Below are 23,260 nucleotides of genomic sequence, written 5' to 3'. Positions count from 1 at the left end.
GAATATTCATGGAGAAACGACGATGCCGATCGATATCCGGGCGCTGCGCTACTTTGTCGAGACCGCGCGCCTGAAAAGCTTCACGCAGGCGGCGGCGTCGCTCTACGTCACGCAGTCGACCATCAGCAAGATGGTCCGGCAGCTTGAGGACGAGGTGGGCCAGCCGCTGCTGATCCGGGAGGGGAAGTCGGTGCGGCTGACCGATGTCGGCAAGGTGGTCTACGACCGGGGGCAGGAGGCGCTGGGCGTGGTGCACCGGCTGACGCTGGAGGTGGCGGATCTGTCATCGCTCGGCCGGGGGCAACTGACCGTGGGGATACCGCCCATGGTCAACCTGTTCTTCTCGCCGGCGGTCAGCGTGTTCCGCAAGCGGTATCCGAACCTGCAGTTGACGCTGTCCGAGCATGGCGGGCAGGTGGTGGAGCAGCAGGTAGCCAGCGGAGAGCTGGAGGTGGGTGCCACGGTGCTGCCCGGCGATTCCGGGCTGGCGCTGGAAACGCGTCCTTTCGCCAAATACCCGATCTGGGCAGTCGGCCCGCACCGCGCCAGGTGGGCCAGCGGGCGGACTGTCACGCTCGAGGCGCTGCGCAACGAACCGCTGGTGTTGCTGACCGAGGAGTTCTCGCTGACACGCAAGCTGCGCCAGGCATTTCTGGCGGCGCGGATCGAGCCGCAGGTGGTGGCGCAGAGCGGCCACTGGGATTTTCTGGCGGCGATGGCGGCGGCGGGGCTGGGCACGACGTTCCTGCCCGAACCGCTGCTGTCACGGCTGGAAACGCGCGACAAGCTCTCGGTGGCCCGCCTGGCCGAGCCGACCATGGATTGGTCGCTGGCGCATATCTGGTCGCCGGGCAGGTATCTGTCGCACGCGGCGCGGGCGTGGTTGGAGGTTTGCGAGGAGGTGATGGGGTAGGGTTTTGCTCGCTGCAAGCCTTACCGCGCCCGCAGCGCATCCACGATATTCAGCCGCGACGCCCGCAGCGCGGGCAGGAAGCCGCCGATCAAGCCCATCGCCATCGAGAAACCTAAGGTTTTTACGATGATCCCGGGCGTCAGCACGAACTGGAACGACAGGTCGGCGAAGGTCTGGAAGTTGGTCGTGGAGAACGACGCAAACTGCATCAGCGCGGCGCACAGCAGGCCGGCGATGCCGCCCACCAGCCCCAGCAGCACGGCTTCGATCAGGAAGGCCATCAGCACGTTGGTGCGCTGGAAGCCCAGCGCGCGCAGCGTGCCGATCTCGCCGACACGGTTGGCCACCGAGGCATACATCGTGATCATGGCGCCAATCATCGCGGCCACCGAGAAGATCGTGGTCAGCGTCAGCCCGAGGATATTGATGAAGGTGGACAGCGCGCGCGACTGGTCGCTGTAGAACTGCTGTTCGCGCTTGGCCTCGTTGGCCAGGCGCGGGTCCACGTCGATGTCGGCGCGGAACCGGTCGAAGCCGTCCACATTGCCGAGCCGCACCACCATCGACGAATAGCTCGTGCGCCGGAACGACTGCATCAACTGGTCGATATCGCCCCAGACTTCGGAGTCGAAGCCGCTGCCCCCGGCGTCGAAATGGCCCACCACGGTCCAGTCGCGCTGGGCAAAGCGCAGCCGGTCGCCGATCCGCACATTGCCGTAGCCGCGCGCGATGCTGCTGCCGACAATGATTTCCGACGATCCGGGGCGGAACACGCGCCCCTCGGTCAGCCGGATCTGCGGCCGCATCGATACGCCGAGCGGCGAAACGCCGCGGATGATCACGTTCGACGGCGTGGTGTAGCCGGTCTTGGTCAGCGAGATCAGCACCACGGCCTCGCGCGAGGCCATCGGGCGGCCTTCCGGGGTCAGCGCCACGGCCGGGTGCATTTCCAGCGCGGCCGCCTGATCGCGCGAAATCGCGCTCTGGATCTCGGTTTCGGCGCCTTTCCGGATGATGACAACGTTGTCGCGCTCGCCCGTGGTCACCAGCGTCTGCTTCAGGCCCGCGTCGAGCATCAGCATCGTGGCGAACACGAAGACCACCAGCGCCAGCCCCCCGGCGGTCAGCGCCGTGGTCAGGCGGCGCGCCCAGACGTTGCGGGCAATGTAGTGGAGCGGGATGACCATGGGCGGTTTGACGTTTTGTCCGGTCAGCCGATGGCCCGCAGGCCCTCGACGATGCGCACGCGGGCGGCCTGCACCGCCGGCACGATCGCGGCGGCCATGCCCACCACCAGCGCGCAGGCGGCCTGCATCGCCATGGTGTCGTGCGAGACCGTGAAGACCGGGAACACCCCGCCCACGGCCTGCTTGAAGAAGCTCGCCGCAGGTGGCGTCAGCAGCATCCCGATGGCCCCGCCCACCAGGCTGATGATCATCGATTCGCCAAAAACCAGCAGCGCCAGGAAGCCCCAGCCGAAGCCGAGCGCCTTGAGCGTGGCGTACTCGGTGATGCGTTCGCGGGCGCTCATCGCCATCGCGTTCGCCATCACGGCCATCACGATCACGATCACCACGTACGACACCACGCGGATGGCCGCGATGATCTGGTTCGACATCGCCACGAAGCCGAGCTGGAAAGCCTGTTCGGTTTCAGTCAGCGTCTCGGCCAGCGAGTTCTTGAAGACGTTGTCCACGGCGCGCGAGATGGCAGCGCCGTTGTCGGGGTTGTCGATGCCCACCACGAACACGCCCACCTGGTCGGCCTGCCGCGCGGTCTTCTTGCGCACGGTTTCATTGAGGTAATCCCAGTGGAATACCATCTGGCGCGTGATCGTGGTCTCGTCACGGCCCTCGATGATGCCGCGCACCACGAAATCCCAGGTGCCCGGGTAGATCGTGCCCTTGATCGGGATTACGTCGCCCACCTTGAAGCCGTACGAATCGGCCAGTTGCCGGCCCACCAGCGCGCCGCGCCGGTCGCGCTGGTAGTCGGCGCGTTGTTCCGGGCTGACGATGAACTCGGGGTAGAGATCGAGATAGTTGTCCGATACGGCAAATTGCGCGAAGAAGTTCTTGGGATCGCGGTAGATGCCGCCAAACCAGTTCGAGCGGGCCACCTGCGTCACGCCGTCCACGCCCTTGATCCGGTACTCGTAGTTCAGCGGCAGCGCAAAGGTCAGCGAAATCGCGTTGCGCGTGACCAGCCTGGCATTCGACGCGGCCGAGGCGCCGGCATACCAGGCATCGACCACCGTCTGCAGCAGCCCATAAGCCAGCACGGCGATCACGAGCCCGAGCACGGTCAGCGCCGTGCGCAGCTTGTGGCGCATGGCATTGCGGGCGATCAGCCTGGGCAGGTACATGTTGCCGGCTCCCCGTGGTCAGCCCTGCGGCCGGGGTTGGCGGCGCTCGGTCTGCAGCAGTTCGCCTTTTTCGAGGTGGACCAGCGACCTGGCGGCCTCGGCGGCGTGGGCATCGTGGGTGACCATGATGATGGTCTTGCCGACCTCGGCGTTGAGCCGCTGCAGCATCGCCAGGATCTCGGTGGCCGAGGTGCGGTCGAGATCGCCGGTGGGTTCGTCGGCCACGATCAGCGTCGGGTCGGTGATCAGCGCCCGGGCGATGGCCACGCGCTGCTGCTGGCCGCCAGACAATTCGGACGGGTAGTGGTCCATGCGGTCGGCCAGGTTGACCATGCCGAGCACCATTTCCACGCGCTCGCGCCGTTCGGCGCGCGACAGGCGCGTCAGCATCAGCGGCAGTTCCACGTTCTCGTAGGCGGTCAGCACCGGCATCAGGTTGTAGAACTGGAAGATGAAGCCCACGTGCGCGGCGCGCCAGTCGGCCAGCGACGCCTCGGGCAACTCCGAGATATCGACGCCGCCCACCAGCAACTGGCCGCTGTCCGGCCGGTCGATGCCGGCGATCAGGTTCAGCAGCGTGCTTTTGCCCGAGCCGGACGGCCCCATCAGCGCGATGAAGTCGCCCTCGGCAATCTCCAGCGAAATGTCGGACAGCACCGGCACGGTCTGCGCACCGCGCTGGTAGGACTTGGCAAGGTGCCGGATCGAGACCAGCGGCGGGGCGGCGGCGGTGGGAGCGGCTTCGGCCATGGCTGGTTCTTCCGCTTACTTCTTTGCCACGGTGACGCCGGCGCCGTCGGCCAGCTTGTCGCCGGGGGCCAGCACCACGATATCGCCTGCCTTCACGCCCTGCACGGTCACGAGGTCGCCGATTTTCTCGCCACGCGTGACCGGCACCTGGCGGGCCTTGCTGTCAGCCACCACGAACACCACGGTCTTGCCGTCGCGCTCGACCACGGCCGAGGGCTGCACCGCCGTGCGGGCCTTGTTGTCCTCGGCGGGCACGGGTCTGGACAGGAATGCGATCTTGGCGCTCATGTCGGGCAGCACGCGGGCGTCGCGCTCGACAAAGCGCACCTTGACCAGCACGGTGGCCTTGGAGCGGTCCACGGTCGGCACGATGCGCGAGACGCGCCCGGCCATGCGCAGGTTCGGCAGCGCGTCGAGCAGGATCTCGCAGGGCTGCTCGACGGCGATCTTCGCGATGTTCGATTCGGCGACATCGGCCTCGACTTCCAGCGTTTCCATGTCGGCAATCGTCACGATGGCGCCCTTGGTGTCGGCGGCGGCCGAGAACGGCGTGATGTTGTCGCCCACGTTGGCATGGCGCACCAGCACCACGCCGTCGAACGGGGCGCGGATCACGGTCTGTTCGACCGATACCTCGGCCGCGCGGGCGTTGGCCTTGGCCGACGTGATCGATGCCTGCGCATTGCCGATCGACGCCCGCGCCTTGTTGAAGCGGGCCACGTCGGAGTCGTATTGCTGTTTCGAGATCGCCTTGGGCTCCAGCAGCAGCTCGGAGCGCTTCAGGTTGACCTCGGCATCGCGCAGTTCGGCCTGCTGGAGCTGCAGGTTGGCCTCGGCCACCTGCACCTGGGCCCGCGCCTGGGCGGCGGAGGCTTCCACGTCGCGGCTTTCCACGCGGGCGATGATCTCGTCCTTCCTGACGCGCGAGCCTTCGAGCACGCCGAGCCATTCGAGCCGGCCCTGGGCCTTCGACGCCACGGCGGCCTTGCGCTGCGGCACCACATAGCCCGTGGCGTTCAGCAGCGTGTAGTTCTGGGAGGGGTAGGCGGCGGTGACCGTGGTGGTTTCCACGGCCTGCGGGCCGGCCAGGCGGGCGCCAACCGCGAGCACGGCCAGCAGTATCAGCGCGATGACCGCGTAACGGACCCAGCGGCGACGCCGGCGCGGGGCCGGCGCCATGGCGCTGCGGTCGATTTTGAGCTTGCTCAGGTCTTGGTCAGCCAATTTGGAACCCTGGGAACCGTGTCGGGGAGTCAATGCCGGGGTCGGGACAGACCCCGGCATGCCGCAAAAGGCTCCCAGTATAGCGGCGCGCCGGACCGCGCGGCGCCCACGGCGGCGTTACAGCAGCTTGCCCGGATTCATGATGCCGCGCGGGTCGAACACCTGCTTGATCGCCTGCATCAGCCGCAGTTCGAGCGGGTCCTTGAGGGCCAGGAAGGCGTCGCGCTTGAGCTGGCCGATGCCATGCTCGGCGCTGATGCTGCCGTTGTAGCGCGCCACTTCCGCCATGACCTCGTCGCTGACCGGCTTGCCTTCGCCGAGCGCCCATTTCGGGTCGGCGCCGAGCGGGCGCGACAGGTTGTAGTGCAGGTTGCCGTCCCCGAAATGGCCGAAGATGAACGGCCGGATGCCGGGATGCCCCGCTTCGAGCCGCGCCTGCATCGACGCCATGAAGGCCGGGATGCTCTCGATCGGCAGCGAGACATCATGCTTCAGGTGCAGGCCGTCCATGCGCTGCGCCTCGGAGATTTCCTCGCGCAGCCGCCACAGGCCCTGCAACTGGGCCAGCGAGGCCGAGACGGCGGCGTCCAGGCACAGGCCCTGTTCCAGCGCCTCGCCAATCACCGATTCCAGCAGCGCGTTGAGCACGTCTTCCGAGGCGGTATCGGCGATCTCCAGCAGCACATAGGCCGGATGGCGGTCGGGGAAGGGCGCCTGGACGTTTTCGGCGTGGGTCAGCACCAGTTCCAGGCAGTCGCCGGTAAAGAACTCGTAGGCTTGCAGCCGCGCGCCGCAGCGGGCGAACAGCAGCGAGTACAACTGCAGCGCCTGCTGCGACGACTCCACGGCGGCCAGCACCACGGCGCGCGAATCGGCGCGCGGCGACAGGCGCAGCGCGGCGGCCGTGATGATGCCAAGCGTGCCTTCGGAACCGATCAGCAACTGCTTCAGGTCATAGCCGGTGTTGTCCTTGCGCAGCGTGCGCAGGCCGTGGAAGACCTCGCCGTTCGGCAGCACCGCTTCCACGCCGAGCACCAGTTCACGCGTCATGCCGTAGCGCACCACGTTGACGCCACCGGCATTGGTGGCCAGGTTGCCCCCGATCTGGCACGAGTCCTCGGCCGCCAGCGACAGCGGAAACAGCCGGTCGTGCTCTTCGGCGGCGCGGCGCAGGTTGCCCAGGATGCAGCCGGCTTCCACGACCATCGTGTTGGCGATGGTGTCGATCGAGCGGATCTTGTCCATGCGGTCGAGGCTCAGCACCACGTTGGCCGGGCTGCCATCGGGCGCCGCGCCGCCGCACAGGCCGGTATTGCCGCCGCGCGGCACCACGGGTACGCCCGCCCGCTGGCACAGCGCCAGCGCCTGCGATACCTGTTCGGTCGTGCGCGGGCGCACCACGGCCTGGGCCTGGCCCTTGTACAGGCCGCGCCAGTCGGACAGGAACGGCGCCACGGCCTCGGGGGCGGTGGCCACGACATCGGGTCCAAGGGCTTCGGTCAGGCGCTGGGCAAAATTCGTATCGGACATGGTCGGCAACGTGGTCGGCAAGATTTAAGGAAATTCTGATTCGGGGAAGGGCGGATGCGTCAGGCGGCGCGCAGCTTGAGGCCCAGGCGATGGGCCGCATTGCGCAGATGCTGGCCGGCCTGCTGGCGCGCCAGATAGGCATCGCGCGAGCGAATGGCGTGGAAGATGGCCATGTGTTCGCCGTGCACCTGGCGCGGCAGGCCCGGATGCTGGCTCGAATTGACCCGGGCCGTCTGCACCGCATGGTGCAGTTGCAGATTCATGTACTGCAGCAACTGCAGGTAATAGGGATTGTGCGTGGCGGTGGCCACGGCCACGTGGAACTGGATATCGGACTCCACGCCGCGCTCGGGGTCGTCCAGGTGCGCCGCCAGTTCGTCGAGCAGCGCGGCCATGCGCATGACGTCGTCGTCGGTGCGGTGCCGGGCCGCCATGCCCGCCGCCGCGCTTTCCAGGTCGATGCGCAGTTCGAAGATCGCGGCCAGATCGGCGGCGTCGGTGCCACCGGCCAGCCGGAAGCCGTTGTCGCTGACGCGCGACCGCACGGTGCTGCCCAGCCCCTGCCGGCTCTCGATCATTCCCTGCGAACGCAGATGCTCCGTGGCTTCGCGGATCACGGCCGCGCTGACCCCGAACCGTTCACACAATTGCTTGCCCGTGGGCAGCCGCGCGCCGACAGGGAACGTCCCATCGGCGATCTCCGCCCGGAGTTGCTGGGTGACCCGCTCGGTCAGCGTGGTTGGCCTTGGCTGCATGGCGGCAAGTGTAGGAGTCTTCTGGTTATATGAAAACCAGGGGTTAACACTTAGTCTCGCTCAGAGCTTGCCTTCGAGCGACTTCCTTTCGCTCCACATTTCCTGCACGAACGGGTCGGTGACGCCGTACAGCCCGTGGCCCTTGCGCATGATCAGATTGCTGGCCATCAGCTCATTGACCAGTGGCTGGGCTTCCTCGACCTTGACCTCGCGGCCCAGCGCGCGGGAGTAGCCCGCGGCGGCTTCGGCCGAGAACAGCCCTCGCGCGTCGCCCTCGGCCGAGGCAATCCGGTCGAAGATCGCCGTGGCCAGCCCGCCGAGCTGCTCCAGTTTCACGAGTTCGAGGTCGGCCGCCGCCGAACGCAGCGTATTGGCGATGACTGGCAGGTGTTCGTCAGGGTTGCTGCCCGGCGGCAGGTGGAAATGCAATTGCCGCAGGGCGCGGATCATTTCCTCGGGCCGGTTGCCGAGTGTCTGGAACGCCTTCATGGCGACCTCGGGGGACGGCAGCGCCGTCACGCCCTCGGCAGCCAGCCGTTCCAGCAGGTGGTCCACGTAGGGCTTGCCGAGCACGGGATAGGCCACCGACGTGGCGCCCGTGAACGCCTGGTTGCGGCGGGCGGTCAGTTCGCCCACGAGGGCGCGGTGCGAGCCCGTGCCGACGAACAGGAAATGGCCGGGCGTGTCGGGGCGCGGGTTGATCGCGTCACGGGCGGCCTTCAGCGCCAGCAGCATCTGATTGCCTTCGTCCGAGGTAATCGCGTGCTGTACCTCATCGACGATCAGCACCACATCGGTCCGGGCCTGGTCCACCACCTCGCCCAGTGCCTGCGCCAGCGTGGCACCGCCGGGCTCGCCCAGGCTGTCGAGCTTGAAGCCGAACTTGAAACCGAGCGCGCTGACGTCGGCACCGGTCAGCCGCCGCAGCCGGCGCGTCACCGCGCTGCCCGGCGATTCCAGATCGGCCAGCGCCTTTTTCACGGCGGCCAGGATCAGCGTGGAAGGGCTGCGCTGGGTATCGCTCCAGAGATCCACGTAGATCACGAGCGCCCCCAGTTCTTCGAGCGCCGGGATCAGGTCGTTCAGCACGAACGTGGTCTTGCCGATGCGGCGCAGCCCGGACAGGAACAGCCCTGAACGCAGCCCCTCGTCGAGCACGCCGGGGTGGAGCAGTTGGCGCGCCATCTGGCGGGCGAGGTCGGGGCGGCGGTAGATGTCGCTCATGGGCGGCTTTAGGCTGAATTATTGGATTCCAATAATTATAGGGAATCCATAAAACACGGTAAAAGTTTTTATGAGGATTTCAGTTCACTTTTCGGGAAGATCGCTGCATGGTCAAGGCGCGTTGGGCAGGGCACAATGCGGTTCCTCTGCCCCCACTCTCCGCAAGTCCGCCATGAATATCTCGCCCGCCATTCCCATCCTGCGCATCTTCTCGGTCGACAAGGCGCGCGAGTTCTACTTCGACTTCCTGGGCTTCAGGCTGGATTGGGAGCACACGTTTGGCGACAACTTTCCGCTCTACATGCAGATCTCGCGCTCGGGGCTGACGCTGCACCTGACCGAGCACTTCGGCGACGCCACGCCGGGCTCGGCCGTCTATATCCCGATTGACGATGCCCACGCGCTGCAGAAAGAGCTGATCGCCAAGGATTACCGTCACGCCAAGCCCGGCGTGGTCGAGGAGGACTGGGCGCGCCAGGTCAGGCTGACCGATCCGTTCGGCAACCGGCTGGTGTTCTCGGAGAGCAAGGAGTGAGGCGCGCCATCGCGGCACTGATGGCCGGCGCCGGCCTTGGCCCTCCAGCGCTGCCGGCGCTTGCGGCGCCTGCGGGCGACCCGGTGGCGGCTGCCGTCGAGGCTGCCATTCGGCCGCTGATGGCCGAGCACAAGGTGCCGGGCATGGCCGTGGCGGTGACCATGGCCGGGCACGCCCGCGTGTTCAACTTCGGGGTGGCATCGAAGGCGTCGGGGCGGCCGGTCACCGACGCCACGATCTTCGAGATCGGCTCGGTCAGCAAGACGTTTACCGCCACGCTCGGCGCCTATGCACAGGCGCGCGGCGCACTGTCACTCGACGACAAGGCGCCGAAATACCTTCCCGCGCTGTCGGGCAGCGCGTTCGATGCGATCAGCCTGCTTGAACTGGGCACCTACACGGCCGGCGGCCTGCCGCTGCAGGCGCCGGCGGAGGCGGGCAATCTTTCCGGCATGACCGACTGGCTGCGCCGCTGGCGGCCCGATGCTTTGCCGGGCACGCAGCGGCGCTACTCGAACGTCAGCATCGGTCTGTTCGGCCATCTGGCCGCGCAGGCCATGGGCGAGCCGTTCGAGCGGATCATGACCCAGCGCATCATCGGCGGGCTGGGCTTGCGCCATACCTGGCTGCAGGTGCCCGCCGCGCGTCAGGGCGACTACGCCTGGGGATATGGCAAGGATGGCAAACCGGTGCGCGTGACGCCCGGGGTGTTCGACGCCCAGGCCTACGGCATCAAGACCACGGCGGCGGACATGATCCGTTTCGTGGCACTGAACATCGACGGCAGCACGCTGCGCGACCCGGCTTTGCGCCAGGCACTCGACACCACCCACACGGGCTACTTCCGGCTTGGCGGCATGACGCAGGGTTTGGGCTGGGAGCGCTATGGCTGGCCAGTGGCACTGGCCGACCTGCAGGCCGGCAACGACGCGGGCATCGTGCTCGGCGCGCATCCGGTGCAGCGGCTGGCGCCGCCGCAACCGGCGCCGGCGGACGTGCTGATCAACAAGACCGGCTCGACCAACGGGTTTGGCACCTATGTGGCCTTCGTGCCGGCCCGCCGGATTGGCGTGGTGCTGCTGGCCAACCGCAACCTGCCCGTGCCGGCCCGCATCGACGCGGCGTGGCGCATCCTGCAGGCACTGGACCGCGTGCCGGCGCAGTAGCCGCCGGCGCGCTACAGCGGAATTCCCATCAGCATCACGGTGGCCGTGGTGCGGCTCACGCCGATCACGCGCCGCCAGAGATCGCCAGCCACGCGGGATACGGCCCGGATCGGGCGGAAGTTGCCGGCCACGCGCTGGAGCTTGCGCACCACGCGCATCGGCAGGCGGACCGCGCGTGGCACCTCGTTGCGGCAGAAGGCCACCTTGCGCACGTAGTCGTCCACCTCCCAGTACCACGATGTGCCTTGCGGAAAATAGCCCACGTCGCCCACGCCGAGCGTGTGGCTGACCCCCTGGCTGTCGGTCACCCGCACACTGCCTTCGAGTACCACCACCACCTCGTCGATGTCGTAGTGCCATTCGAAGGCGCTGCGCGTGCAATCCCAGACCATGGTCCAGGCGAAGCCGTCCACGGTGGACGAATGGAGGTTGCAACGTGTGGTGGGGGTGCCGCTACGCACCCAGGAAGCTTCGATCGGACTCGGCGAATCGGGCCAGGCCCGGATGCTGCCGAAGGTGCCGGCGTGGCGCAGGTGTTCCGGGAGGTCTCCCATGACTGTCGTCTCCGCTTGGTTGGCTGTGACAGCGATGTTTCCGGAATGTGCCGCCCGATAATATGCGGAAGCGAACAAAAGCGGCATTCGTGTGAAAACCGCGGCAAAAAAAGAACCCGCCTGGCGGTAGGTCAGGCGGGCTGCAGGGGGAGGTGTTGAAACAGGACGGGTCAAGGTCCTGCGATGCATCCTAGAGTGCGGCGCAGCACGAGGCTGTAGGAGTTTGTCTGATTTTGCATTTCTAGCATTTTTGGCGCAGGTTTGGCGGTGATTTGTGGCTCGTTTTTTGTAGTTTCTCCCTTCCCGCGCATGCGGAAGCAAAGGGCAAGAGGAAGGGGCGGTACAAATTGCGAGGGTGAGTCAGGCAGCGCGCCCCTTGCCCTCACCCCCGGCCCCGCTCCCGCGTTGCGGGAGAGGGGAGCAATCAGTGGTGCCAGCTGGAATTACGCGATACTATGCAACCAGTTGCATATCAGAATATCGCCAAAAACAGAGGAGACGCCATGCACGCCGTACCGAACCTGATTCCCGCCGCCCAGAAAACCCTCGCCATCTGGCACGACCTGCTGGCGCGCAATGCGATGGAAGAACTCGATCCGCTGCTCTCCGACAAGATCGTCTTCCGTTCGCCGGTGGCCCACTCGCCGTATCCGGGGCGCGAGGCGATCAAGCTGGTACTCAAGACGGTGAATACGGTGTTCCGCGATTTCACCTATCACCGGACATTCGCCACCGACGATGGCCGCAGCCTGGTGCTTGAATTCAGCGCCACGATCGATGGCAAGGCGCTCAAGGGCATCGACATGCTGCGTTTCGATGCGGACGGCAGGATCGAGGAATTCGAGGTCATGGTGCGGCCGATGTCGGGCCTGCACGCGCTGGCCGAAGCCATGGGCGCCCGGCTGGGCGGCCAGCAGGCCGTGCTGAAGGGGCAGGGCTGACGCGGCCGCGCTGGCCGGTCAGTCCAGCAGCAGCGAGACCGGCACGGCGGCGGCCACGCCAAGCGCCGTCGCGAGCGGCTTCCTGGCGCAATCGCGCGGGCAATTGGCCGGGCAGACCGCGCGCAGGATGGTTGGCGCCAGGGCCAGGCCCCGGTCGCCCAGCGCGTGGAACTGCCGCACCAGCGCCACGTTCTGGCGCAGATGGGCCTCGGTAAACATCGACGTGACCACCATGCCAGTGGGGCCGGCCTGGCTCAGCGCGAAGTGCATGGCCAGCGCGTGGTCGTCGAGATGGCCCAGCCCCAGCGACTGCACGGCCTGGCGGATTGGCGGGCGGCGCATCGCGCCGTCGATGGCGTCGCCGCCACCCCCGAAGGGCCGCGCCAGGAACACGGGCCGGCCCTCGGCCTGCGGCACCTTGCACAGGGCGTCGAGCACGTTGAGATTGGCTTCGTACAGCAGCGCCTGGGCGCGCAGGGCCGGTGGGCAGGACAACACCGGGTGCCGGTCCACGGCAATGCCCCAGCGGCCGATCTTGCCGTCGCGCCGCGCGTCGTCAAGGCATTGCATCAATTCTTCGCTCAGGTCCTGCTCGCCGGGATCGTGGACCAGATAGTTGTCCAGCCGCTCCACGCCCAACTGGCGCAGCGAGGTCTCCAGGCAGGCCCGGGCGTAGGCCGGCGAGTAATCGCGATGTGACAGCATCTTGCGCGCCGCGGCCCGGGCGATCTGGCGCCCGCCGGGCAGCCGGGACAGCACCGTGCGCGCGGCGGTCTTCGCAAAGCCCAGGCTCGACGTGGCGCGCGGCGGCATGATGCCGAACTTGGTGGTCAGCGTCACGCGGTCCTGCTTGCCGCGCAGGAACTGGCCCAGCAGCATTTCCGCCTCGCCGAAACCATAGGAACGCGCCACGTCGAAATGCGTGATGCCGTTGTCGTAGGCCACTTCGAGCGCCCGCAATGCCTGCGCCCGGCCTACGCGGCCGAGCATCGCTCCACAACCGAAACCGAGACCGCTCATGGGGCGATTCCTCCGGCGGTACGCGCGGCCATGGGCACGTCGGCGAGACGGCCCGGCGCGCCGGAACCGGCGGCGCGCAGGTCGTGCAGCGTTCCGCCGGCACGCAATTGCGCGCCGAGGTGGTCCGCCAGCCGGGCTGACAGTGCCAGGATGGTCAGCGTGGGGTTGGCCTGGCCCGACGAGGGGAACACGGCGCTGCTGGCCACGTAGAGATTGCGCGTGCCGAAGACGCGGCAATCGGTATCGACCACGCCCTCGCGCCAGTCGGCCGCCATGCGCGCGGTGCCGATCTGGTGGAAGCCATCGGACGCGTGCGCCATCACGTGCGCCGGGCGCTCGGCCTCGGGCACCCAGAAATCGAGCTGGCCCGCGCCGGTCTCGCGCAGATGGCGGTCCAGCAGTTGATGGGTACGGACCACCGATTCGGCGTCGGCCTGCTGGTAGCGCAGGTCGATCCTGAGCCGGCGCAGGCCGTGGCGGTCAGTGGTATCGGCCAGGGTTACGCGGCTGTCGGCATGCGGCAGTTGCTCGGCGTGGTAGTGCAGCGCGTAGACGTTGTTGGGGCTCGGCAGGAAGAAGCCGGGCAGCCGGGGCCGGGCCAGGTAGCGGCGATAGATGAATGGCGGCACGAACGTGGCGATCTGCGGCACGGCGCGTATCACGTTGCGCCAGTGCGCGCCGAGGCCGCCGCGGGCATTGGCGGCGGTCACGGCCTTGGCGATGGCTGGCGCGGTCAGCATCCGGTTCAGCCCCGGCGTGCGCAGCGCCAGATAGGCCAGCGACAGCACGCCGTTGCCGTGTGCCGGATCGGCCGGGGGATGATTGTCGAGCCACATCGCCGTGTTGAGCAGCCCCTCGCGGCGCTGCACCTCGGCCGGCACGGTCAGGCGGCGGCGCGCGTAGAAGCCGTCGCGGTCACGCTCGAAGTGGTAGATCGTGCGGCCGGGCTCGGCGTTGAAGCGCACGCTGGCGATCTTGCCCGAGATATGGCCCATGTAGTGCCGGCCGAGCATGTCGCTGCGGTTGCCGAGGCGGTCCTCGCAGCGCGTGTTGGCATCGAGCAGCAGCTGCGTCACGCCGAGGCCGCCGCATGCCAGCACGAAGCGCTCGGCCTCGATGCGCAGCAGGCTGCGGTCGGCGGCGCCTTCTCCGCCCTGGGCTACCACCACGCCGCGCACCTGCTCGGAGTTGGGGTCGAGGTCGATATCGATGCAGGCGGCGTCCAGCAGCAGGCGGACATTGGGATGGTCGCGCAGCGCCTCGGCATAGCGGCGCGCGAAGACCGGTTCGCCGGCCCAGCGCTCCAGATCCGTGGCAATCACATCGCCGGGGCGGAACGAGCCGGTCAGCGGCCGCTGTGCCGTGGGCGCGTCGAGTTCGCCCAGCGTGAAGGCGGGTTGGCCGCAGTTGGCGTAGGTGCAGGCGGTGCGGTACCACGGCGCCACCTCGTCGTAGGAAATCGGCCAGGCGGCGCCGGGCGCGTGGTCGCGCGCCGCAAAGTCGACCGGATCGAACGGGATGCAGCGGCCGCCCCAGAGCCACGATGTACCGCCCAGCGCGCGGCCCACCGCGTCCGACATTGGGGCGTGGCGCAGTCCGTCCACTATCTCGGCCTCGCCGGCGGCCTGCGTGGCCGGTTGCAGCGCGGCGCCGCCCCCTTCCACGAGGATCACGTCGATGCCCAGACGCGCCAGTTCGAGCGTGCAGGCAATGCCGGCCGGTCCTGATCCGATCACGCAGACACGGGTCTGCAGTGTCGCGGCGGGCGACGGGGTGGTCAGTGCCATGGGGGCCTCTCCGGTTGCGCCGTGGGCGGACGGCGTCTTGCAGGCGGTGGGTCCGCAGCGTGCCGTCAGCCGTCGGACCTTTCCGGGGCCCAATGTACGGGGCGGGGCGGGTGCAGTTCCGTACGGTTGCGCACGCATGGATCAGCGGCGCGCGCCAGCCACGCCTCAGAGCGCCAGCGCCACGATGCGGACCGTGGAGTCATCCGGGCAGGGGGCGTCCGAAAATCCGAGCCGCCGGGCCAGCCGGCGCATCGCGCGGTTGCTGGCCAGCACGTAGCCCTCCATCAGTGCCACGCCGGCCTGGCGGGCGTGGGCGATCAGGGTTTCCATCAGCAGCGGAGCCAGTCCCAGCCGGTGCCAGTCATCGAGCAACGTGATGGCGAACTCGCAGGCGTCCCGCCCCCGTATGCCGGTGTAGCGGGCGCCACCCACCAGCAGGTCGCCGGCCACCGCCACGATCACGAAATCCCGTCCGGCCACCGGATGCACGGCATCGTCGAGCAGCGCCTCGGGCAGCGATTTCATGGAACCCATGAAGCGCGTGTAACGGGATTCGTCCGAAAGATGGTCGAAGGCTTCGAGCACGCCGGGCCGGTCGGCCTCGCGGATCTCGCGCAGCAGTACCTGGTGGCCGTCGCGGAGCGTGGCCTGGAAAGGGAGGTCAGTCGCTGGCATGGTTTGGGGGAGGGAGGCGGCGCCTGCTAATGGTAGGCAACCGGCGCCGGAGCCGCCACCTCGGCGCGGGAGCGCGGTATGCTGATGCTCCCGCAAGGAGACAGGACCATGGACAAGACGGCAGGGACCGACCCCGGAGTGTCGCGGCAGATCGACGAGAAAATCGCCACGCTCGGTGACTGGCGCGGCGAGACCCTGGCCCGTGTGCGCAAGGTGGTGCTGGCCGCCGATCCCGGCATCATCGAGGAACTGAAATGGCGCGGTGTGCCGGTCTGGTCACATCACGGCATCCTCTGCACAGGCGAGACCTACAAGACGGCCGTGAAGATGACGTTTGCCAAGGGCGCGTCGTTGCCGGACCCGGCCGGCCTGTTCAATGCCAGCCTCGAAGGCAACACCCGCCGCGCGATCGATTTCCACGAGGGCGACAAGGTCGACGCCAAGGTGGAAAAGGCGCTGACCGCCCTGATCCGCGCCGCCGTGGCGCTCAATGCCGAGAAAAAACGCCGCTGAGCCGGGCCGCCGCTCAGAGCATCGACTTGCCTTGCGCCAGGATTTTTTCGCAGACCTGCTTGGTGATCTCGGCCTTGAGGCCGCCGCCGCTGAGATCGAGCTTGCTGCCGCTGCTGGTGGACAGCATGCCGCGTGAGCCTTCGCCATAGCCAGCGTCGGACGTGCCGCCCGACACCGACCCCAGCAACTTGTCCTTGACCGCTGATGTGGCGTTATCGGCGCTCAGGTAGTTTTTCTTGAGGCAATACTCGATCACTCCCGCCGCGTTGCCGGCCGTGCCCGCGCTGACCGAAGACGGGGACAGGCTGCCGAGCGTGCCGAGGGCACCGGTGGACCCTCCCGAAGTGCCGCCGGGCGCGGATTTCAGCAGATCGCCCAGTTGGGCATGGGCCGTGGCGGCAGCGAGGGCCATGGTCAAGGCAAGTGCGAAGCGGGAAGCGGGCATAAGGGCTCCTTTTCTGGACTTTCCACTATATGCGCCGGCCCTTCGGTTGCCCAAAACTCGCTGAACCCCTATCATTTTGCGCCGCAGCATAGCCTGCGCCTTGCCCCCGATTCATCTGCCGCCTTTGCGCGCGTCTGGAGTTCCACCTTGCAATCCAATGCCTTCCGCCAGGACTGGCTTTCCAATATCCGTGGCGATTGCCTCGCCGGCATCGTCGTGGCGCTGGCGCTGATTCCCGAGGCGCTGGCGTTTGCCGTGATTGCCGGGGTCGATCCGCAGGTGGCGCTATACGCGGCGTTCTCGATTGCCGTGGTCACGTCGATTGCGGGCGGGCGTCCGGGCATGATCTCGGCGGCCACGGGCGCCGTGGCGCTGCTGCTGACGTCGCTGGTCAAGGACCACGGCGTGCAGTACGTCTTCGCCACGGCGGTGCTGGCCGGGCTGCTGCAGATCGGCGCCGGGCTGCTGAAACTGGGCGCGCTGATGCGCTTCGTGTCGCGCTCGGTCGTGACCGGCTTCGTCAACGCGCTGGCGATCCTGATCTTCCTGGCCCAGCTGCCCGAACTGACGCACGCACCGATGGCGGTCTACTGGCTCACCGCCGGCGGGCTGGCCATCATCTACCTGTTGCCGCGCCTTACCAGGGCGGTGCCGTCGCCGCTGGTCTGCATCGTGGTGCTCACCGCCATCGCCATCTACCTCGACCTCCCGGTGCGTACGGTTGGCGACATGGGCGCCTTTCCCGAGCATCTGCCCGTGCCGGCCTTGCCCAGCGTGCCGCTGACCTGGGAAACGCTGCGGATCATCTTCCCGTACGCCATGGCGGTGGCCGTGGTGGGCCTGCTGGAATCGCTGATGACGGCGGCGATCATCGACGATTTCACCGATACCGGCAGCGACAAGAACAAGGAATGCAGGGGCCAGGGCATCGCCAATATCGTGGCTGGCTTCCTGGGCGGGCTGCCCGGTTGCGCGATGATCGGGCAATCGATCATCAATGTGAAATCGGGCGGCCGGGGCCGGCTGTCGAGCTTCGTGGCCGGGGCGCTGCTGCTCGTGCTGGTGGTGTTCCTGGGCCCGTGGGTCAAGCAGATTCCGATGGCCGCGCTGGTGGCCGTGATGATCATGGTGTCGATCAGCACGTTCAGCTGGCAGTCGCTGCGCAATCTCGTCACGCACCCGAAGAGTTCGTCGGTGGTGATGCTGGCAACCGTGGGCATCGTGGTGGCTACCCACAATCTGGCGCTGGGCGTGCTGGTGGGTGTGCTGCTCAGCGCGCTGTTCTTTGCCTCGAAGGTGACCGGCGTGCTGCAGGTGACGTCGGAATCGACGGCCGACGCACGCCGCTACTTCGTGCGCGGCCAGGTGTTCTTCGCCTCGTCCGAGGCACTGGTGGGCGAGTTCGACTTCAGGGAGCCGGTGCGGCAGGTGGTGCTCGACCTGTCCCACGCGCATTTCTGGGACATCACGGCCATCGACGCGCTGGACCGCATCGTCCACAAGTTCCGCCGCAACGGCGTGGCGGTGGAGGTCATCGGCCTGAACCGGGCGAGCGTGACGATGGTGGAGAAGTTCGGCACGCACGACAAGGCGGGAGCGGCGCGGGAGGCGGGGCATTAGAGTACCGCCCTCGGTTTGCTCCCCTCTTCCACTTCGCGGGAGAGGGGAGAAAACATTTCCGCCGCCTTCTCCCGCAAAAACCCGATCAGCGTCACCACTGCCCGCGTCTGGTATCTCGCCGGCATGTACAGCAGGTACATCGTGGTGCGCAGGAACGCCAGTTCCTGCTGCGGCAGCGGCAGCCGCACCAGCGTGCCGGCGCCGAGATCCTGGTCGACCATGTAGCGCGGCACCAGGCCCACGCCAAGACCCTGGAGGATGGCGTCGCGCAGGAAGAAGAAGTTGGCGGACATCAGGCGCGGGCGCAGCAAGGGAAGCCCGGCCATCTCCGGCGCTTCGTCCGGCCCGGACTGGCTGGCGACGCGCAGTTTCTGGCCGGTCAGTTCGGACGTGATCAGCGGCAGCGCCGCGAACCCGGCCAGTGTGGCCGGTACATCGCCCAGTTCGGCCAGCAGGGCCGGCGTGGCGCAGGCCACGTATTCCACGTCGCCCAGACTGCAGGCCACCGCGTTCGACGGTGTCTCGCCCATCACGCGCACCGAGAAGTCCACCGCGCCCTTGATGAGGTCTTCAAGGTCGTTGTCGAAGATCACGTTGAGCGTGATATCGGGATACCGCCGCATGAATTCGAGGAACCACGCCGACATCGTATGTTGGCCAAATCCGCCCGGCACACTGACGCGGACCGTACCGCTGAGCCGCTTGCCGAGTGTCTGGACCGATTCCTGCGCCGCCAGCAACTGGTGGCGGATGGCGCGGCCGTTCTCGTAGAGTTGCCAGCCCAGTTCGGTGGGCTCCAGTTGGCGCGTACTGCGCCGCAACAGTTCGGCGCCAAGCTGGCGCTCGAAGTGATTCAGCCGCTTGCTGACATTGGCCCGGCTCATGCCTAGCTGGCTGGCGGCGCGGCTCAGGTTGCCGGCGTCGATGATGTCCACGAGCAGGGATAGCGCGTTAAGGTCCATTGTCAACCCTGAGTATCCAGATATGGTGAAAACCGGTTGCAATTGTCAAGCATCCGGAACATATCCACAATCACGGTTCACCAGAAACAACCGGACCGCTCCCAGGATCCGCGTGATCGGGGAGACAAACAGCAATGCAACACTCGAATTCCGCCCCAGCGCTGCCTTTGGCCGGCGTGCGGGTACTGGACCTTTCCCGCGTCCTGGCCGGGCCAATGTGCGCGATGGCGCTGGCCGATCTCGGTGCCGACGTCATCAAGGTGGAGCATCCGGCACGCGGCGACGATACCCGCGACTGGGGCGTGCGCATCGGCGCGCGCAATACCTCGTATTTCAACAGTGCCAACCGCAACAAGCGGGCGATCACGCTCGACCTGCAGACCGAGGCCGGCATGAAGCTGGCGCGCGAACTGGCGGCGATCAGCGATGTCGTGATCCAGAACTTCAAGGTGGGCGGCGCCGAGAAACTGGGGCTGGGCTACGAGCAACTCCGCGAGGTCAATCCGCGCCTGGTCTACTGCTCGATTTCCGGCTACGCCCGCTTCACGCCCGAGGCCGGGCGTCCGGGCTACGACCTGGTGGTGCAGGGCGAATCCGGTGTGATGGCCACCAACGGCGAAGCCGGGCAGGGCCCGCTGAAGTTTGGCGTGGCCGCCGTGGACATGTTCACGGGCATGTATTCGGCCCAGGCCATTCTCGCTGCGTTGTACGCGCGGCACACCACGGGCGAGGGCCGCCACGTGCAGATGGCGCTCTACGACTGCGGGCTGATGATTACCTCGTACTACGGCATGGAGGCGCTGCTGAAGGCCGGCGATCCGCCCAAGTTCGGCAACGCACATCCGTCGATCGTGCCGTACGGCGTGTTCGAGGCCGCCGATGGCCCGCTGGTCATCACGGTGGGCAACAATGGCCAGTTCCAGCGTTTCTGCCGCGAGGTCATCGGCCGCCCGGAATGGGCCGAGGACGAGCGTTTTGCCACCAACACGGCACGCTCGGCCCATCGGGACATCCTGCTGGCCGAGGTCCGTCAGGCGCTGGCGCGCTTCACGCGGGCCGAGCTGCTGGCCCGGCTGACCGCCGCGCAGATTCCCTGCGGCGAGGTGTTCGGCATGCTGGAGGCGCTGCAGTCCGAGCGCACCGCGCAGGCCGGGCTGCTGCATCGCTTCGACGACTCCGAGGCCGGCCCGCAGGCCGTGCTGGCCCCGCCGTATGCGCTGGACGGCCAGCGCATGCCGGTGCGCCGCGCGCCGCCGCATCTGGGCGAGCACAACCGCGAGGTATTCGCCGACCTGCTCAGGCTCGATGACGACACCATCGCCGGGCTGCAGGCGCAGGGCGTGATTTAAACGCTACCTATTCAGAATCCACCAGACGATTTCAGATTTCAGCAGGAGACACGACCATGAGCCATTCCACGACCCGCCGCCACATCCTCAAGGCCGGCGCCGCCGCCGCGCTGGCGGCTGTGATGCCCGCCGCCTTCGCCAAGGGCGAGTGGCCCGACAAGTTCATCAAGATGGTGGTGGCCTTCCCGGCCGGTGGTCCCACCGACACGGCCGCGCGCATCGTGGCCCAGAAGCTCTCGGAGAAGCTGGGCCAGCAGGTCATCATCGAGAACAAGCCCGGCGCGTCGGGTTCCATCGGCACGGCCAGCTTCATCAAGAGCCCCGCCGATGGCTACAACCTGTCGATGTTCGGCATGCCCGCGCTGCTGGCGCCGCTGATGTACAAGACCAACGCCTATGACGTGAAGAAGGATTTCACGTCGGTGGCCACCGTCTACGTGCTGCCGATGGCCATCGTGATCAACCCGGCCGTGGTGCCGGGCGTGGAGTCGCTGCCTGACCTGATCCGCTTCGCGAAGGCCAGCAAGACGCCGCTGAGCTATACCAGCTCGGGCACCGGCAGTTTTGGCCATCTGGCGATGGAACAGCTCAAGGACCTGGGCCACTTCGACATGCTGCACGTGCCGTACCGTGGCAGCGCACCGGCCGTGGCCGATCTGCTGGGCGGCCAGGTGGGCATCATGTTCGCCGATGTGGTGGCGGCGCTGCCGCATATCCGCGCCGGCAAGCTCAAGGCCATTGCGCTGAGCTCGCCCAACGCCAGGACGCTGCTGCCGAACGTGAAGACGGTGTCGGACCAGGGCTTCCCGGGCTTCGATTTCGACTCGTGGGGTGGCCTGATCGCCCCGCTCGATACGCCGCAGCCGATCGTGGACCGGCTGGCGAAGGAAACGCGCGAGATCATCGCCAACGACAAGGAACTGCAGCAGAAGCTGGTGACGGCCGGCGCCATCGCCTCGTTCCAGGACGGCAAGCAGATGCAGGCGCGCCTGAACAAGGACTATGACCGCTGGAGCGCCATCGTCAAGGCCAAGGGGATCAGCGCGAACTGACGCGCCATCCCCCCGGCGCTCGGGGGAAGGTCAGGCGAGGACTAGCGCAGCAGGTTGGTCTTCGCCAGTTCCACCAGTTCGTCGCCCCGGCCGTTCATGACGGCCTTGAGCGCCCACAGGCTGAACCCCTTGACCTGCTCGGCCTTGATCGAGGGCGGCATCGCCAGTTCCTGCGTGTTGGTCACCACGTCCAGCAGCGCCGGGCCGTCGTGGCGCAGGAAGCTCTCGATGGCATCGGGCAGCAGCAGCGGGTCTTCCACGCGCTGGGCGTGCACGCCGATGGCGCGCGCCATGGCCGCGAAGTCGGGGTTTTCCAGCCGGGTGCCTTCCTCCAGGAAGCCCGACGCCTTCATTTCCAGCGCCACGAAGCCCAGCACGCTGTTGTTGAAGATGATGACCTTCACCGGCAGCCGCTCCTGCACCAGCGTCAGGAAATCGCCCATCATCATCGCAAAACCGCCATCTCCGGACAGGCTGATCACCTGCCGCCCCGGGTACGCGGCCTGGGCGCCGATGGCCTGCGGCAGCGCGTTGGCCATCGAGCCATGCGCCAGCGAGCCGATCATGCGGCGGCGGCCGTTCATCTTCAGGTAGCGCGCGGCCCAGATCGTCGGGGTGCCTACGTCGAACGTGAACACGGCATCGTCGGCGGCGGCGTCGCTGACCAGCTTGGCCAGGTACTGCGGGTGGATCGGCTTGCGGCCGCTGTCGCCGGTGGCCAGTTCGTCCAGCTGCGCACGGGCGCGGTGGTAGTGGCTGACGCTGCTGTCCAGGTGGCTGCGTTCGGACTTGACCGTCAGCAGCGGCTGCAGCGCGTCGAGCGTGGCGCCGACATCGCCCACCAGCCCGAGATCGAGCCGCGTGCGGCGGCCAAGGTTCTCGGGGCGCACGTCGATCTGGATGACCTTCGCGCCGGTGGGATAGAACTGGCGGTAGGGGAAATCGGTGCCGAGCATCACCAGCGTGTCGCATTGCTCCATCGCGTGGTAGCCCGAACTGAACCCGATCAGGCCAGTCATGCCGACATCGTAGGGGTTGTCGTACTCGACGTGCTCCTTGCCGCCCAGTGCATGTACCACCGGCGCCTTGAGCGTCTCGGCCAGCCGCAGCACCTGGTCGTGGCTGCCGGCACAGCCGCGCCCGCACAGCAACGTAGTCTTTTCTCCAGAATTCAGCAGTTCCGCCAGCGATTCGAGCGCGCCGCGATCCGGCACGACCACGGGCTGGGTGATGGCCAGCGATGCCGGGGTGGACAGCAGCGTCGTGGCCGCCTCGCGCAGTGCCACGTCGCCCGGAATCACGATCACGGCCACGCCCCGGCGGCCCACGGCGGTGCGGATGGCGGTTTCCAGCACGCCGGGCAGTTGCTCGACGCTGGTGACCAGTTCGCAATAGTGGCTGCACTCGCGGAACAGCTGGTCCGGGTGCGTTTCCTGGAAGTAACCCCGGCCGATCTCGGCACTCGGGATATGGGCGGCGATAGCCAGCACCGGCACGCGCGAGCGGTGCGCGTCGAACAGGCCGTTGATCAGGTGCAGGTTGCCCGGTCCGCAACTGCCCGCGCATACCGCCAGCTCGCCGGTCAGGGCGGCCTCGGCGCCGGCCGCGAAGGCGGCAGCTTCCTCATGGCGGGTGTGAACCCAGGCGATGTCGCCACGGGTACGCAGCGATTCGGTCAGGCCGTTCAGGCTGTCGCCCACCACGCCGTAGATGCGCCTGACTCCTACGTTGTAGAGCGTTTCGGTAATCAGGTCCGCTGCAATCGTCTTGCCCATGGCGCTGCTCCTTTTGTCGGTGTGGTGGCGTAAACCATAGTCTTTTGCCACCACATCCGCTTGAAGGATCGCGCCATGGGCTTCCGAATCGCACGGACCCGGATC

22 protein-coding genes are annotated in these 23,260 nt (G+C 67.3%); 8 read left to right on the top strand and 14 right to left on the bottom strand.

Translation table 11 applies throughout. The features are described 5' to 3' along the window. Positions 1 to 22: 22 nt before the first annotated feature. Positions 23 to 913: a LysR family transcriptional regulator gene (locus EV147_RS05875; protein WP_130390152.1), complete on the top strand. Its 891-nt coding sequence runs from the start codon at positions 23 to 25 to the stop codon at positions 911 to 913. A 20-nt stretch (positions 914 to 933) separates the two neighbouring features. On the opposite strand, the gene EV147_RS05870 is transcribed toward EV147_RS05875, so the two are convergent. The 7 genes from EV147_RS05870 to EV147_RS05840 form a co-directional block, all read right to left on the bottom strand. Further along, positions 934 to 2,100 carry an ABC transporter permease gene (locus tag EV147_RS05870; protein ID WP_130390151.1) on the bottom strand — a complete coding sequence of 389 codons (1,167 nt, stop codon included), beginning with the start codon at positions 2,098 to 2,100 and terminating at the stop codon, positions 934 to 936. 23 nt (positions 2,101 to 2,123) lie between these two features. Next, positions 2,124 to 3,278 carry an ABC transporter permease gene (locus EV147_RS05865; protein ID WP_130390150.1) on the bottom strand — a complete coding sequence of 385 codons (1,155 nt, stop codon included), beginning with the start codon at positions 3,276 to 3,278 and terminating at the stop codon, positions 2,124 to 2,126. A gap of 18 nt (positions 3,279 to 3,296) precedes the next feature. Beyond that, entirely contained in the window at positions 3,297 to 4,028 is a 732-nt protein-coding gene (locus EV147_RS05860) for an ABC transporter ATP-binding protein (protein WP_130390149.1), read from the bottom strand. A gap of 15 nt (positions 4,029 to 4,043) precedes the next feature. Next, positions 4,044 to 5,252: an efflux RND transporter periplasmic adaptor subunit gene (locus EV147_RS05855; RefSeq protein ID WP_130390148.1), complete on the bottom strand. Its 1,209-nt coding sequence runs from the start codon at positions 5,250 to 5,252 to the stop codon at positions 4,044 to 4,046. Positions 5,253 to 5,369: 117 nt separating this feature from the next. Further along, entirely contained in the window at positions 5,370 to 6,782 is a 1,413-nt protein-coding gene (locus tag EV147_RS05850; RefSeq protein ID WP_130390147.1) for an FAD-binding oxidoreductase, read from the bottom strand. A gap of 59 nt (positions 6,783 to 6,841) precedes the next feature. Continuing rightward, a complete protein-coding gene (locus EV147_RS05845) occupies positions 6,842 to 7,537 on the bottom strand; it encodes a FadR/GntR family transcriptional regulator (RefSeq protein WP_130390146.1) in 696 nt (231 codons plus the stop codon). A gap of 60 nt (positions 7,538 to 7,597) precedes the next feature. Beyond that, positions 7,598 to 8,761, bottom strand: coding sequence for an AAA family ATPase (locus tag EV147_RS05840; protein WP_130390145.1), 1,164 nt, complete (start codon positions 8,759 to 8,761; stop codon positions 7,598 to 7,600). A 172-nt stretch (positions 8,762 to 8,933) separates the two neighbouring features. On the opposite strand from EV147_RS05840, the gene EV147_RS05835 reads away from it, so the two are divergent. Beyond that, a complete protein-coding gene (locus EV147_RS05835; RefSeq protein WP_130390144.1) occupies positions 8,934 to 9,296 on the top strand; it encodes a glyoxalase superfamily protein in 363 nt (120 codons plus the stop codon). 20 nt (positions 9,297 to 9,316) lie between these two features. After that, on the top strand, positions 9,317 to 10,462 hold the full coding sequence (gene ampC / locus EV147_RS05830; protein ID WP_130391203.1) for a class C beta-lactamase: 1,146 nt from the start codon (positions 9,317 to 9,319) through the stop codon (positions 10,460 to 10,462). 11 nt (positions 10,463 to 10,473) lie between these two features. Here the strand turns inward: ampC and EV147_RS05825 are convergent, their stop codons facing one another. Then, complete coding sequence (locus EV147_RS05825) at positions 10,474 to 11,016, bottom strand: cupin domain-containing protein (protein WP_157994667.1); 543 nt, start codon at positions 11,014 to 11,016, stop codon at positions 10,474 to 10,476. 503 nt (positions 11,017 to 11,519) lie between these two features. On the opposite strand from EV147_RS05825, the gene EV147_RS05820 reads away from it, so the two are divergent. Next, positions 11,520 to 11,957 carry a nuclear transport factor 2 family protein gene (locus tag EV147_RS05820; RefSeq protein WP_130390142.1) on the top strand — a complete coding sequence of 146 codons (438 nt, stop codon included), beginning with the start codon at positions 11,520 to 11,522 and terminating at the stop codon, positions 11,955 to 11,957. An 18-nt stretch (positions 11,958 to 11,975) separates the two neighbouring features. Here EV147_RS05820 and EV147_RS05815 read toward each other — a convergent pair whose 3' ends face one another. The 3 genes from EV147_RS05815 to EV147_RS05805 form a co-directional block, all read right to left on the bottom strand. Further along, positions 11,976 to 12,977, bottom strand: a complete 1,002-nt coding sequence (locus EV147_RS05815) for an aldo/keto reductase (protein WP_130390141.1) — start codon at positions 12,975 to 12,977, stop codon at positions 11,976 to 11,978. Beyond that, the gene (locus tag EV147_RS05810) at positions 12,974 to 14,764 is read right to left on the bottom strand and encodes an FAD-dependent oxidoreductase (RefSeq protein ID WP_198680175.1); all 1,791 of its coding nucleotides are present in this window, start codon (positions 14,762 to 14,764) and stop codon (positions 12,974 to 12,976) included. The genes EV147_RS05815 and EV147_RS05810 overlap by 4 nt, the downstream gene beginning before the upstream one ends. A 165-nt stretch (positions 14,765 to 14,929) precedes the next feature. Further along, complete coding sequence (locus EV147_RS05805; protein ID WP_130390139.1) at positions 14,930 to 15,439, bottom strand: GNAT family N-acetyltransferase; 510 nt, start codon at positions 15,437 to 15,439, stop codon at positions 14,930 to 14,932. A 108-nt stretch (positions 15,440 to 15,547) separates the two neighbouring features. On the opposite strand from EV147_RS05805, the gene EV147_RS05800 reads away from it, so the two are divergent. Beyond that, positions 15,548 to 15,952 (top strand): DUF1801 domain-containing protein, encoded by a 405-nt coding sequence (locus tag EV147_RS05800; RefSeq protein WP_130390138.1) that lies wholly within the window; start codon positions 15,548 to 15,550, stop codon positions 15,950 to 15,952. A 13-nt stretch (positions 15,953 to 15,965) separates the two neighbouring features. Here the strand turns inward: EV147_RS05800 and EV147_RS05795 are convergent, their stop codons facing one another. Then, positions 15,966 to 16,397, bottom strand: coding sequence for a DUF2501 domain-containing protein (locus EV147_RS05795; RefSeq protein WP_130390137.1), 432 nt, complete (start codon positions 16,395 to 16,397; stop codon positions 15,966 to 15,968). A gap of 147 nt (positions 16,398 to 16,544) precedes the next feature. On the opposite strand from EV147_RS05795, the gene EV147_RS05790 reads away from it, so the two are divergent. Next, positions 16,545 to 18,017 (top strand): SulP family inorganic anion transporter, encoded by a 1,473-nt coding sequence (locus tag EV147_RS05790; RefSeq protein ID WP_235844611.1) that lies wholly within the window; start codon positions 16,545 to 16,547, stop codon positions 18,015 to 18,017. Here the strand turns inward: EV147_RS05790 and EV147_RS05785 are convergent. After that, on the bottom strand, positions 18,014 to 18,979 hold the full coding sequence (locus tag EV147_RS05785) for a LysR family transcriptional regulator (RefSeq protein WP_130391202.1): 966 nt from the start codon (positions 18,977 to 18,979) through the stop codon (positions 18,014 to 18,016). The two genes, EV147_RS05790 and EV147_RS05785, sit on opposite strands and share 4 nt — an antisense overlap. A gap of 134 nt (positions 18,980 to 19,113) precedes the next feature. On the opposite strand from EV147_RS05785, the gene EV147_RS05780 reads away from it, so the two are divergent. Next, complete coding sequence (locus EV147_RS05780; protein ID WP_130390135.1) at positions 19,114 to 20,328, top strand: CaiB/BaiF CoA transferase family protein; 1,215 nt, start codon at positions 19,114 to 19,116, stop codon at positions 20,326 to 20,328. 56 nt (positions 20,329 to 20,384) lie between these two features. Further along, positions 20,385 to 21,380: a Bug family tripartite tricarboxylate transporter substrate binding protein gene (locus EV147_RS05775; RefSeq protein WP_130390134.1), complete on the top strand. Its 996-nt coding sequence runs from the start codon at positions 20,385 to 20,387 to the stop codon at positions 21,378 to 21,380. 41 nt (positions 21,381 to 21,421) lie between these two features. Here the strand turns inward: EV147_RS05775 and poxB are convergent, their stop codons facing one another. Continuing rightward, entirely contained in the window at positions 21,422 to 23,155 is a 1,734-nt protein-coding gene (poxB, locus tag EV147_RS05770; protein ID WP_130390133.1) for a ubiquinone-dependent pyruvate dehydrogenase, read from the bottom strand. Between the last annotated feature and the right edge of the window lie 105 nt (positions 23,156 to 23,260).

The sequence above is a fragment of the Cupriavidus agavae genome, assembly GCF_004217045.1.
GTDB classification, from domain to species: domain Bacteria; phylum Pseudomonadota; class Gammaproteobacteria; order Burkholderiales; family Burkholderiaceae; genus Cupriavidus; species Cupriavidus agavae.
This window is presented reverse-complemented; position numbering and strand designations above follow the sequence as displayed.

What these genes read in the sequence shown, in the direction of transcription:
- EV147_RS05875 (WP_130390152.1), top strand. Translation starts at nt 23, where the DNA reads ATGCCGATCGATATCCGGGCGCTGCGCTACTTTGTCGAGACCGCGCGC.
- EV147_RS05870 (WP_130390151.1), bottom strand. Translation starts at nt 2,100, where the DNA reads ATGGTCATCCCGCTCCACTACATTGCCCGCAACGTCTGGGCGCGCCGC.
- EV147_RS05865 (WP_130390150.1), bottom strand. Translation starts at nt 3,278, where the DNA reads ATGTACCTGCCCAGGCTGATCGCCCGCAATGCCATGCGCCACAAGCTG.
- EV147_RS05860 (WP_130390149.1), bottom strand. Translation starts at nt 4,028, where the DNA reads ATGGCCGAAGCCGCTCCCACCGCCGCCGCCCCGCCGCTGGTCTCGATC.
- EV147_RS05850 (WP_130390147.1), bottom strand. Translation starts at nt 6,782, where the DNA reads ATGTCCGATACGAATTTTGCCCAGCGCCTGACCGAAGCCCTTGGACCC.
- EV147_RS05845 (WP_130390146.1), bottom strand. Translation starts at nt 7,537, where the DNA reads ATGCAGCCAAGGCCAACCACGCTGACCGAGCGGGTCACCCAGCAACTC.
- EV147_RS05840 (WP_130390145.1), bottom strand. Translation starts at nt 8,761, where the DNA reads ATGAGCGACATCTACCGCCGCCCCGACCTCGCCCGCCAGATGGCGCGC.
- EV147_RS05835 (WP_130390144.1), top strand. Translation starts at nt 8,934, where the DNA reads ATGAATATCTCGCCCGCCATTCCCATCCTGCGCATCTTCTCGGTCGAC.
- ampC (WP_130391203.1), top strand. Translation starts at nt 9,317, where the DNA reads ATGGCCGGCGCCGGCCTTGGCCCTCCAGCGCTGCCGGCGCTTGCGGCG.
- EV147_RS05825 (WP_157994667.1), bottom strand. Translation starts at nt 11,016, where the DNA reads ATGGGAGACCTCCCGGAACACCTGCGCCACGCCGGCACCTTCGGCAGC.
- EV147_RS05820 (WP_130390142.1), top strand. Translation starts at nt 11,520, where the DNA reads ATGCACGCCGTACCGAACCTGATTCCCGCCGCCCAGAAAACCCTCGCC.
- EV147_RS05815 (WP_130390141.1), bottom strand. Translation starts at nt 12,977, where the DNA reads ATGAGCGGTCTCGGTTTCGGTTGTGGAGCGATGCTCGGCCGCGTAGGC.
- EV147_RS05810 (WP_198680175.1), bottom strand. Translation starts at nt 14,764, where the DNA reads ATGGCACTGACCACCCCGTCGCCCGCCGCGACACTGCAGACCCGTGTC.
- EV147_RS05805 (WP_130390139.1), bottom strand. Translation starts at nt 15,439, where the DNA reads ATGCCAGCGACTGACCTCCCTTTCCAGGCCACGCTCCGCGACGGCCAC.
- EV147_RS05800 (WP_130390138.1), top strand. Translation starts at nt 15,548, where the DNA reads ATGGACAAGACGGCAGGGACCGACCCCGGAGTGTCGCGGCAGATCGAC.
- EV147_RS05795 (WP_130390137.1), bottom strand. Translation starts at nt 16,397, where the DNA reads ATGCCCGCTTCCCGCTTCGCACTTGCCTTGACCATGGCCCTCGCTGCC.
- EV147_RS05785 (WP_130391202.1), bottom strand. Translation starts at nt 18,979, where the DNA reads ATGGACCTTAACGCGCTATCCCTGCTCGTGGACATCATCGACGCCGGC.
- EV147_RS05780 (WP_130390135.1), top strand. Translation starts at nt 19,114, where the DNA reads ATGCAACACTCGAATTCCGCCCCAGCGCTGCCTTTGGCCGGCGTGCGG.
- EV147_RS05775 (WP_130390134.1), top strand. Translation starts at nt 20,385, where the DNA reads ATGAGCCATTCCACGACCCGCCGCCACATCCTCAAGGCCGGCGCCGCC.
- poxB (WP_130390133.1), bottom strand. Translation starts at nt 23,155, where the DNA reads ATGGGCAAGACGATTGCAGCGGACCTGATTACCGAAACGCTCTACAAC.